Origin of the sequence: Pseudodesulfovibrio sp., from assembly GCF_028692895.1 — a bacterium.
GTDB lineage: Bacteria > Desulfobacterota > Desulfovibrionia > Desulfovibrionales > Desulfovibrionaceae > Pseudodesulfovibrio.
Genome location: NZ_JAQUWN010000099.1, coordinates 1 through 9,919, shown reverse-complemented (window position 1 = coordinate 9,919; position 9,919 = coordinate 1). Strand labels below are relative to the sequence as shown.

The 9,919-nt window shown below is 67.9% G+C and carries 10 protein-coding genes and 1 tRNA gene; 5 read left to right on the top strand and 6 right to left on the bottom strand.

Annotated elements, in window-relative coordinates; translation table 11 throughout:
- Positions 1-52: 52 nt before the first annotated feature.
- The 6 genes from PHP91_RS16220 to PHP91_RS16195 all read right to left on the bottom strand — a co-directional run bounded on the left by PHP91_RS16220 (position 53) and on the right by PHP91_RS16195 (position 3,502).
- A tRNA-Gln gene (locus PHP91_RS16220) sits at positions 53-127 on the bottom strand.
- Between the two features lie 61 nt (positions 128-188).
- Positions 189-539, bottom strand: coding sequence for a hypothetical protein (locus PHP91_RS16215; protein WP_300143158.1), 351 nt, complete (start codon positions 537-539; stop codon positions 189-191).
- A 32-nt stretch (positions 540-571) separates the two neighbouring features.
- Positions 572-1,051: a DUF721 domain-containing protein gene (locus tag PHP91_RS16210; protein ID WP_300143155.1), complete on the bottom strand. Its 480-nt coding sequence runs from the start codon at positions 1,049-1,051 to the stop codon at positions 572-574.
- Position 1,052: 1 nt separating this feature from the next.
- Positions 1,053-1,469: a PEGA domain-containing protein gene (locus PHP91_RS16205; protein WP_300143152.1), complete on the bottom strand. Its 417-nt coding sequence runs from the start codon at positions 1,467-1,469 to the stop codon at positions 1,053-1,055.
- A gap of 151 nt (positions 1,470-1,620) precedes the next feature.
- Positions 1,621-2,457: a PEGA domain-containing protein gene (locus tag PHP91_RS16200; RefSeq protein ID WP_300143149.1), complete on the bottom strand. Its 837-nt coding sequence runs from the start codon at positions 2,455-2,457 to the stop codon at positions 1,621-1,623.
- 157 nt (positions 2,458-2,614) lie between these two features.
- Entirely contained in the window at positions 2,615-3,502 is an 888-nt protein-coding gene (locus tag PHP91_RS16195) for a universal stress protein (protein WP_300143146.1), read from the bottom strand.
- A gap of 227 nt (positions 3,503-3,729) precedes the next feature.
- Between PHP91_RS16195 and PHP91_RS16190 the strand changes: the two genes are divergently transcribed.
- From PHP91_RS16190 to PHP91_RS16170, 5 genes are all read left to right on the top strand, one after another.
- Positions 3,730-4,638, top strand: coding sequence for a metalloregulator ArsR/SmtB family transcription factor (locus tag PHP91_RS16190; protein ID WP_300143143.1), 909 nt, complete (start codon positions 3,730-3,732; stop codon positions 4,636-4,638).
- A 28-nt stretch (positions 4,639-4,666) separates the two neighbouring features.
- Positions 4,667-6,097, top strand: a complete 1,431-nt coding sequence (gene ahcY, locus PHP91_RS16185) for an adenosylhomocysteinase (protein WP_300143140.1) — start codon at positions 4,667-4,669, stop codon at positions 6,095-6,097.
- Positions 6,098-6,155: 58 nt separating this feature from the next.
- A complete protein-coding gene (locus tag PHP91_RS16180; RefSeq protein ID WP_300143138.1) occupies positions 6,156-7,199 on the top strand; it encodes a hypothetical protein in 1,044 nt (347 codons plus the stop codon).
- A 96-nt stretch (positions 7,200-7,295) separates the two neighbouring features.
- Positions 7,296-8,618 (top strand): hypothetical protein, encoded by a 1,323-nt coding sequence (locus tag PHP91_RS16175; RefSeq protein ID WP_300143135.1) that lies wholly within the window; start codon positions 7,296-7,298, stop codon positions 8,616-8,618.
- A 55-nt stretch (positions 8,619-8,673) separates the two neighbouring features.
- Positions 8,674-9,654 carry a hypothetical protein gene (locus PHP91_RS16170; protein WP_300143131.1) on the top strand — a complete coding sequence of 327 codons (981 nt, stop codon included), beginning with the start codon at positions 8,674-8,676 and terminating at the stop codon, positions 9,652-9,654.
- Positions 9,655-9,919 lie beyond the last annotated feature (265 nt).

The window sequence follows — 9,919 nt, the reverse complement described above, 5'->3', positions numbered from 1 at the left end:
ACGGCGTGAAAGGCCGTCGTCCTGGACCAGGCTAGACGATGGGGACGCAATTTGGCTGGGCTGCAAGGACTCGAACCTTGATTAACGGAGCCAGAACCCGTCGTCCTGCCAATTGAACGACAGCCCAGTAGCGAAGTGATGATTTAAAGGGTGGTCGCCCTTATGTCAACTTCTTTTTTGCGCAACTATTAAACAGCCTTGGCGAGCTGCCGGGTGCGCTTCTTCAGTTTGTTGATCTTGCGGCGGATGCGATCGCGAACCGTGCGGTTTTCCTGGGCGTCCTTGTCGGCGCGCAGGGTGCGGATCTGCCGCTTGATGTCGCTGATCTGCTTTTTGTACGGGGAGGTCTGCTGCTCCTCGACGATGCCGAAGAGATCCTTGATGGCCGCGACCAGCTCTTCCTTGCTCTTGCCGGAAGCGCCGACGATCATCGGGAGCTTCTCGATGCACAGGGCGCGCAGCTCCTTGGTGGTCATCTTTTCCAGGGGCTTGGTCAGGCCAAGCTCGTCAAAGGCGATTTCTTTTACTTCTTCGCTCATGGTGTACTCCTTAAAAAGTTCGCGGCGGCGTCTCAATCCTTGTCGAACATCCGCCTGTACGCCCGGTAGCATTTCCCCAGCGGGGAGTCCGGGTCCAATTCCAACTCACCCAATTTCTCGGGCTTTTTAAGTTTCCTCGGAGGCTCTGGGGCCTCCAGCCGGATTGCTCCGTCCAAAGGAGTCCTGCCGTTTAGCAGCTCGAAGGTCACTTTGTCAAAGACTTCCTCACCCAAAAATTCGGTCACCCTGGCGAGGATCATGGGGGCCAGGAACTGCGCCTCCTGCATGACCATGGGGTCCCCGGCCGCCAGGATGAGCGTGCGGCGGCGGTGGCCCAGGGGGCGCGCCAGGGCGGCCATCTCGCCCATGAGTTCGCCCCAGTGGTTCCACAGCCGGACCAGGGCCATGCCGCCCGTGGTGTCCAGCCGGTCCAGGAAGCGGGGCAGGGTGTTGCCCAGGCGCACGGTGCGGCTCATGCGCCCGGCGCGGTTGAAGTGGCGGAGGTAGGCCATGTCAGGGCGCCGGCCGGAGGGTTACGGTGACCACCGGGGGCACCAGTTCGTAGGCCTCGCCGCTGCGTTCCTGCTCGTCCACCTCGCGGGCCACCTCCTTGCCCACGTCCTCGGGCTGGCCGCCCTTCAGGATGCCGCCGATGAGCCCGTCGCGCAGCGCGCGGTCCGGCTTGAAGCGGCGGGTCACGGTCAGGTCCACCTGCTCGTACCCCTCCTTGGCGATGGTCAGGAGGTGGTCGCCCCGGCGGTCCAGGGAGACCGCGCAGGGCGTGGTGCAGATCTTGCGGCCGTCGGCCCAGACCGTGGCCCCCATGGGGTTGGTCGAGACCGGGATCTTCTGTTTGGGCACGCCGCAGGCGGCCAGGGCGCACGCCAGGATGAGGAGCAGGCCGGTGAGCCTGGATATGCGTCTTGCCACGTCCGCCTCGCAGGGGTTTCGGCCGACCCTGATCAGGGCCGCGCCCGCCACCGTTATCGCAGGAACGGCCGCTGTGGGCAAGAGGGGCGTCCGGGCGAGAAAAGGGCCCCGTCGCAACCGGCGGAGCCCTCGGGGGTCGCCCGAATAACCGCTACTGGGCCGAATCGCCGCCCTGGTCGCTCGCCTGGCCGGAGTCCTGGCCGGCGGGCTGTTCCGCGTTCTTGAGCAGGTCGAGGACGCCGAGCCCGGCCTCCACCGGGTTGACGCTGACGCCCACGCTGGCCTTGGTGGAGGTCGTGGTCTTGCTGTAGGAGCCGTTGCCTAAGGACTCGGAGCTCTTGCTGCTCTTCCATTCCTTCTTGGTGCCCACGGTGGGGGCGGCCACGGCCGCGGCCTTGGCCGCGTCCTCCAGCGCCCCCGCCGGGTCGTCCCGCACCGCGTCGCCCAGGGTGGCGGGCTCGGTGGTCTGGACGTCCGCCTTTTCGGCGTTTTCGAATCGGGCCCGGTCGGCCGGGTCGAGCTGATCCGGGGAGATGACGATCTGGCCCTGCCCGCCGGCGGCCTGGGCCACCTGGTTCACGGGGCGGAGGGTGACCACCACCGAGGCGGGCGAGAGCACGTAGGCGTTGCCCGACTGCTCGTCCGCGCTCACGTTCATCAGGGCGTTGGCCACCGCGCCGTCGGTATTGGCTCCGTTGGAGCTGGACCACATTCCGGCGTTGGTGGCGTTGCGGGCCACGGTGGCGGTGTCGTACTTGCGGGTGATCTGGACGTCCACCTGGCGGTAGCCGTCCTTCTTCAGGGTCAGGATGTGGGGCTGGGTCTTTTCCAGCGTGACGTTGCAGGGCGTGGTGCCCACGGGCTGGCCGTCGGCCAGGACGTCCGCGCCGTCCGGGTTGCTGCTGACGGGGATGTTCTGGGTGGCGGCGCCGCACGCGCCCAGCAGGAGGGCGAGGACGAGGATGGCGGAGAGGCGAAAGGGTTTCATCTGTCACTCCATCGGAGGGTTAACGGTTGATTTGTTATGGGTAATGATCGATCGGGCCGGAAAAAGTTTCACCCGAGCAGCCTCCCCGGCGCGGGGCGGGCGGCCAATGCGAAGCGCCCCCGGCGGAGGTTCCGCCGGGGGCGCTTGCGATGCGTTGCTACATGCAGACCCGGGCCCGGTAGTTGACGATCAGCGTCGGGCAGCCGGGCGAGAGGGCCACCTGGATGACCGTGGAGCCCACGGTGGCGGCGGCCGGTTCCTGGCTGGAGGAATATTGGGCCATGACGATGACGTCGGCCCCGGACCAGCGGGCCTTCTTGAGGATTTCGGTGTAGGGCGCGCCTTCCCAGCAGTCGAAGGTGTGGCTGATGCCGGTCAGCGGCTTGGCGTAGCGCTTCTCCATCTTGGCCTTGGCCTCTTCGATGAAGACGTTCATGTCCTGCATGTAGTACTTGGGCTCGGGGCAGCGGGCGCCCACGTCCAGGACGTGGAAGACGTCGATGTGCGCCCCGGTCTGGCGGGCCAGTTGCACGGCGTAGCACAGGGCCGAGTCCGAGGGGGTGGAGAAGTCCGTGGCCATGAGGATGCGCTTGATCCCGGCCATCTGCGGCGAGGGTTGGGTGACCACCAGGACCGGGCTGAACACGTTGGAGCAGACCTTGCGGATGGAGGTGTCGACCGTGCCCCACATGCGGTCGGGCCGGATCATGGAGCCGGTGTGGTGGCCCATGACCACCAGGTCGACGCCCTCGGTGTGGATGATCTTGAGCAGCTTCTCGTGGGCCGGGCCGGTGACTACGCGCACCTCGTGCCGGGTGCCCTCCAGCCCCTGGGCGAAGGTCGCGGCGATCTTTTGCCGCGCGGATTCGACCAGCTTTTCCTCGGGGACGATGTCCTCGAACGTGCACCACGCGTTCTGGCACAGGGGCAGGGCGTGGTAGACGACCAGTTCGGCGTCGTGCTGGCGGGCGAGGTCGAACGCTGCCTGGGGCGCGGCCTCGGGGGCGATCTGCGGAGTGGCGGCCAGAAGTATCTTCTTGAACATGCGGTCTCCTTGTGCGGCCGGAATCCGGCCGGACTTGTCATTCCCTACTCCAGCCAACTATCGCAATTTCAGGCGGGTCGGGCAAGTATTAATGTAAAATGATTGCCCGGTTACCATCGCCCGATCCCGGCCGGACGCCGGTTCCTTTTTCTCCTTGACGGGTCCGGCCTTGTGGGCTAGAAACCGAATATTCCGTATATCAAGATATCCTGATATAGGCGGCCGAGATGGAAATTATCAAATATTGCAAAGCGCTTGCCGATGAAACCCGGGTCCGGCTGGTCAACGTGCTCCTCGCCTACGAGCTGAACGTGGGCGAGATCGTGCAGGTCATGGACATGGGGCAGTCGCGCATCTCGCGACATTTGAAGATATTGGCCGAGTCCGGGCTGGTGGACGTCCGCCGCGACGGGCTGTGGGCGTTCTATCGCGCCAGCGAGGATGGGCCGGGCCGTGATTTTCTGGACGGCGTGGCCTCCCTGCTTGACGGCGAGGAGCTCCGGCGCGACCGCAACCGGGCGGACAAGGTCATCCGCGAGCGCACGGCGGCCACGCGCCGCTTCTTCGACGACATCGCGCCCGAGTGGGGCCGCATGACCGCCGAGATCCTGGGCGGGCTGGACCTCAGCCGGGAGATCCGGCAGCGGCTGCCCCGGTGCGGCACGGCGGCGGACATCGGCTGCGGCACGGGCGACCTGCTGGAGATCATGGCCGAGCACGCGGACATGGTCATCGGCGTGGACAACTCGCCGCGCATGCTGGAGCTGGCCGGGGAGCGGTTTCCGGACGACGCCCACATGAGTCTGCGCATCGGCGAGACCACGCACCTGCCCCTGCGCGACCAGGAGGCGGATTGCACGGTCATGTCCCTGGTGCTGCACCACCTGGCGCGGCCCGAGGACGCGCTCCGCGAGGCGGCCCGCGTGCTCCGGCCCGACGGGCGGCTGCTCATCGCCGAGTTCGACCAGCACGAGGTCGAGGTCATGCGCAGCGACTACGGGGACCGGCGGCTCGGCATTCCGCGCGAGAAGATGCGCACCTGGCTGGAACAGGAAGGATTTTCCCTGGTGAAGTCCACGGATTTCGCCGTGAACAAGGGCCTCGTCGTCGTCCTGTACGAGGCCGTCAAACTCTAGCAAACTACCTCAAGAAGGGAGGGATACCATGTCCACCAACGTCAAACCTTTGGAACCGACCCTCGACCACATGGTCGCCGACATGAAGCTGGCCGAGTGGGGCCTCATGGAAATGCAGCTTTCCGAGCGCGAGATGCCGGGCCTGATGGCCATCATCGAGAAGTACGGCGACGAGAAGCCGCTGAAGGGCTTCAAGATCACCGGCTCGCTGCACATGACCATCCAGACGGCCATGCTCATCAAGTGCCTGCACGCCCTGGGCGCGGACATCCGCTGGGCGTCCTGCAACATCTTCTCCACCCAGGACCACGCCGCGGCCGCCGTTGCCGAGGCCGGGCTGGCCAAGGTCTTCGCCTGGAAGGGCGAGACCCTGGAGGACTACTGGTGGTGCACCGAGCAGGCTCTGACCTGGCCCGACGGCTCCGGCCCGGACCTGATCGTGGACGACGGCGGCGACGCCACCCTGCTCATCCACCAGGGCGTCAAGGTCGAGAAGGACCCTTCCCTGTGCGACCGGCAGTACGACGTGCACGAGTTCCAGATCATCATGGACCGTCTGGCCGCCTCGGTGAAGGCCGATCCCTCCAAGTGGACCCGCATTTCCGAGAAGGTGCGCGGCGTGTCCGAGGAGACCACCACCGGCGTGCATCGCCTCTATGAGATGCAGCGCACCGGCGAGCTGCTCTTCCCGGCCATCAACGTCAACGACTCCGTGACCAAGTCCAAGTTCGACAACCTTTACGGCTGCCGCGAGTCCCTGGCCGACGGCATCAAGCGCGCCACTGACATCATGGTGGCGGGCAAGGTCGTGGTCGTGGTCGGCTACGGCGACGTGGGCAAGGGTTGCGCCCAGTCCATGCGCGGCTTCGGCGCGCGCGTCCTGGTCACCGAGATCGACCCCATCTGCGCCCTCCAGGCGGCCATGGAAGGCTTCGAGGTCACCACCATGGCGGACGCGGCCCCGCGCGGCGACATCTTCGTCACCTGCACCGGCAACTATCACGTTGTCACCGGCGAGCACATGGAGGCCATGAAGGACGAGGCCATCCTCTGCAACATCGGCCACTTCGACTCCGAGATCGAGATGATCTACCTGGAGAAGACCCCCGGCTGCGTCAAGAAGACCGTCAAGCCGCAGGTGGACAAGTGGACCCTGAAGTCCGGCAAGTCCCTGATAATCCTGGCCGAGGGCCGTCTGGTCAACCTGGGCTGCGCCACCGGCCACCCGAGCTTCGTCATGTCCAACTCCTTCACCAACCAGGTGCTGGCCCAGATGGATCTGGCCAAGAACGACTACGACCCCAAGGTCATGATCCTGCCCAAGAAGCTGGACGAGGAAGTGGCCCGGCTGCACCTCGCCCGCCTCGGCGTCACGCTGGAGAAGCTGACCCGGAAGCAGGCCGACTACATCGGGGTGGACGTGGAAGGCCCCTTCAAGCCCGATCACTACCGCTACTAGACGAATCCATATGCAGGGGGAGCCGCAAGGCTCCCCTTGTTCTTTCCGGAGGGACGCCATGCGCGCCATACTGATCCCGCTGCTCGCCGCCGCCTTCCTGGCCCTGGTCCCGGTCCCGTCCGCGCTGGCCGGGGAGGTCGCCGGGCTCCGGGCCGAGGCCGACAGCTTCAAGGAATGGGGCTCGCCGGACCGGCTGGTGGACGGCGATCCGGCCACGGCCTGGGTGGGCGGCGGCAAGGGCGTCGGGCCCGGCAAGGTCCTGACCTTCACTCTGCCCGGCCCCCGGCCCATCACCCGGCTGCGCATCGCCAACGGCAACCAGGCGCCGGGCCGCTTCGGCGAGTTCCGCTGCGTCACCGCCGCCGCGCTCATCCTGCCCGACCGGGCCGTGCACTGGTTCGTGCTCCGGCCCGAGCCGGGCGAGCAGGACGTGGTCTTTCCCCCGGTCACGGTGGACGGCTTCCGGATCGCCATCGCAGGCGTCTCCGGCCCCCCGGCTCCGGGCGGGGAAGGGGACGACAAGGTGGCCGTGTCCGAGGTCCGCGCCTTTGACGACGCCGGGCCGCTGGGGGCGACGGTCGCGGCCGGGCCCTCCCGGACCGAGACCCTGCCCGTGCAGAAGGCCCCGGCCGCCGCGCCGGGCGGCATGGACTATTTCGCGGCCACCAAGCCCGGTTCGGCCTGGCTCCGGACCGCCGTGCCCGCCGGGGCCGAGGCCCCGCCCGCGCCCGCCCCGTCCCCCGGGGTCCAGCCGTGGATGCGCGACCTGGTCTTCGGCTATTTCAACGGCCTGGCCTCCCTGGACGACGGTTACCTCGACGTCTTCGCCCCGGCCGTGCGCGAGCGGGAGCGCAGGGGGCTCGACCTGCTGCGCGACGACCGGCGCGCCGGGCGGCTGCCCGTGACCGGCCCGGCCCAGGGCGACCCGTCGGGCCTGGCCCTGGGCAAGCCCGTGCTCCGGGGCAAGGCGGCCATGCTGCCGGTGCGCGGGCTGTACCGCTTCACCGGGGACGGCCGGACCTTCGGGTTCCGGGTGGACGCGCAGTTCTCCTTCGTCAACGGGGACGAGGGGTGGCGCATCAACGGCGTGGTCGCCCGCTGACGTGGCAGGCGGGGGAAAACGGCGGGTTAAGATTCTCCGGGCGCGGCCGATAAAAAGGGGAGCCAAAGGACTGGTTTTTCTGCTATCGGAACCGTTATGTCGATGTTGCGCCTGAACGAATCGCTCTTCCTCGCCCTGGCCGCGCTGGTGCTGGCCTGCGGGCCCGCTCTGGCCGGTTCCGTGGCCGGTGTCACTGCCGACGCCGCGAATTTCCAAGGGAATTTCACGCCCGCCCGGCTGGTGGACGGCGACCCGGCCACGGCCTGGGTGGGCGGCGGCACGGGCGTGGGGCCGGGCAAGTGGATCGAACTGGCTTTCCCCGGCCCGGTGCGGGTGGACGGCCTGTCCGTGGCCACGGGCAACCAGGCCGCCGGGCAGTTCGGCAAGTTCCGCCGCCTGACGCGCGGCGTGGTCATCTTTCCGGACGGCACGCGCCGGAAGTTCAGCCTCAAGCCCGCCGCCGGGGAGCAGCGCGTCCCCCTCGAACCCCGCACCGCCACCTCCCTCAGGATCATCATTACCGGCGTGGACCCGGACGGCCGCGACGACGCCATGGGCGACGCCAAGGTGGCCGTGTCCGAAATCCGCGTCCTCGGCACCCCGGAGGCCGCCGCCGAAACGCCGGTCCAGACCGCGTCCGAAACCGCCGCGCCACCGGCCGCCGCTCCCGAAGCCGCGCCGCCCGCACCGGAACCCGCCGCCGAACCGGCCCCGGCCCTCAAGCCCGCGCCCAAGGCCGCGCCAGCGTCCGCGCCGAAGCCCGGGCCGAAGGCCGCGCCAGCGCTCGAAGCCAAGCCCGCGCCCAGGCCCGAGCCCGCCCCGGAGGTGGAGATGCGGGCCGCGCCGCAGCCGAAGGCCGCCCCGGCCCCGGACGTGAAACCGGCCCAGCCCGCCCGGAAGGAAAAGCCCGAGGCCGCGCCGAAAAAGGCGGCCGCCCCCAAGAAGAAGGCGGCCAAGCCAGCGCCCGCGGCTTCGGACGGCGGGGCCATCACCCGACTGCGTCCGGCGCATGAGGTCCCGCCGGACAGGGAGCTTGCCATGGGGAACATCTCGCCCTGGCTCGACCTGGAGCTGGTGGCCGAGATCAAGCGCTATTTCGGCCTGCTGACCACGCTGCACGACAGCTATCCGTCCCTGTTCGCCCCGGCCGTGCGCGAGCGGGAGCGGGCCGCGTTCCTGAAGCTCCAGGAGGAGATGCGGGCCGGGGGCGACTTCGCCGACCACCACCTGGCCATGCTGGAGCACATCGGGCTCAGCTTCGACCGGCCCGAGGAGGGCGACGGACGGGTCACGGTCCGGGTGCACGGCCCCTACCGCTACTACGTGGGCGACAAGGCCTTCGAGTTCGCGGTGGACAGCGACGTCACCCTGGTCCGCGAGGACGGAAAGTGGCTCATCCTCGACGTGCGCGACCGCTGAGCGCGGCCCTCCTTTTGTGAAGACGATCCGCCGCCGGCTGTGCTAGGGTGCCGCCATGTTCCAGCGCATCGCCCGCTTCCTGCTTTCCCTCGCCTGCCTGATCGGCCTCCTGGCCGCGTCCCCGGCCCCGGCCATGGACGTCACGGTCACGGTGTCCAGCGTCAAGGTGGACTTCGGCCTGCCCGGCGCGCCGGAGAACCTGCTGGACGGCGATCCCGGCACGGCCTGGATCGGCGGCGGCATCGGGCCTGGCCGTGGGCAGTGGATCGACCTTGCCTTCGGCGTGCCCGTGCGGGTGGAGAAGCTGGGCATCTTCAACGGCAACCAGGCCGAGGGCGAGTTCGAGCGTTACCGGCGCATCCGCTCCGGCCGCATCATCTATCCCGACGGCATCGAGACCCAGTTCTGGCTGCGCGACGAGCCGGGCGAGCAGGTGGTGGTCTGCCGGGGCCGTCCCTTCAAGAGCCTGCGCATCCAGGTGGACGAGGTCTTTCCCAAGGGGGACCGCACCTCCAAGATGAAGCTGGCCGTGTCCGAGCTGAAGCTTTACCTTTCCCTGACCGCGCCGCCGGGCGGGGACGAGGCCGAGAACCTGCCCAAGTCCGGGTTCATCCCGGCCCCGCCGCCAGCGGACCCGGACCGGATCGTGCCGCCGGAGGTCGTGGCCCTGCTGCGCGAGTTCTACGTGCGCCAGACCTCGCTGGCCGACGACTACGCCGAGCTCTTCGCCAAGGACGTGCGCGACCGCAACGACTTCCGCTTCGAGGTGCTCAAGGAGATGCAGCGCCAGCAGGGCACCTACAGGCTGCTGCGCGACGCCAGGGTGGACACCTCCAACCTCGGCTTCGAGCTGGTGGAGAAGGAGGGCGACTGGCTCAAGGTGCGCGCCTTCGGCACCTATCGCGTGCAGGTCCCCAAGGGCGACAGGATCATCCTGGACAAGAACCTGGAGGACGACTCGACCTTTGTCCTGTCCAAGGACTCCGAGGGCTGGCGCATCGTCGAACTGGAAGGCGAGGAATCTCTTTTCCGGTAAGCCCCGGTCCCTCCATCTCCCATCCCCTTCGAAGCTTCCAGGTCCGCTTCACCGTTTTTCATCCTCCTGATTTCTTTGTAAAAGGTATCCCCCCCCCCATTCCAGAATGATACGCGTCATCCGACACGGTCGGCGTCCGCCAACCTATCGATAACCCGCCCCGCGCAGCGGAGCCAAAAAGTTTTGAAGGAGAGAGGGGATGGGGGGCCGGGGGAAGGGGAGAGGGGAAACTTTTACAAAAGTTTCCCCTCTCCCCTTCCCCCGG

What these genes read in the sequence shown, in the direction of transcription:
- PHP91_RS16215 (WP_300143158.1), bottom strand. Translation starts at nt 539, where the DNA reads ATGAGCGAAGAAGTAAAAGAAATCGCCTTTGACGAGCTTGGCCTGACC.
- PHP91_RS16210 (WP_300143155.1), bottom strand. Translation starts at nt 1,051, where the DNA reads ATGGCCTACCTCCGCCACTTCAACCGCGCCGGGCGCATGAGCCGCACC.
- PHP91_RS16200 (WP_300143149.1), bottom strand. Translation starts at nt 2,457, where the DNA reads ATGAAACCCTTTCGCCTCTCCGCCATCCTCGTCCTCGCCCTCCTGCTG.
- PHP91_RS16195 (WP_300143146.1), bottom strand. Translation starts at nt 3,502, where the DNA reads ATGTTCAAGAAGATACTTCTGGCCGCCACTCCGCAGATCGCCCCCGAG.
- PHP91_RS16190 (WP_300143143.1), top strand. Translation starts at nt 3,730, where the DNA reads ATGGAAATTATCAAATATTGCAAAGCGCTTGCCGATGAAACCCGGGTC.
- ahcY (WP_300143140.1), top strand. Translation starts at nt 4,667, where the DNA reads ATGTCCACCAACGTCAAACCTTTGGAACCGACCCTCGACCACATGGTC.
- PHP91_RS16180 (WP_300143138.1), top strand. Translation starts at nt 6,156, where the DNA reads ATGCGCGCCATACTGATCCCGCTGCTCGCCGCCGCCTTCCTGGCCCTG.
- PHP91_RS16175 (WP_300143135.1), top strand. Translation starts at nt 7,296, where the DNA reads ATGTCGATGTTGCGCCTGAACGAATCGCTCTTCCTCGCCCTGGCCGCG.
- PHP91_RS16170 (WP_300143131.1), top strand. Translation starts at nt 8,674, where the DNA reads ATGTTCCAGCGCATCGCCCGCTTCCTGCTTTCCCTCGCCTGCCTGATC.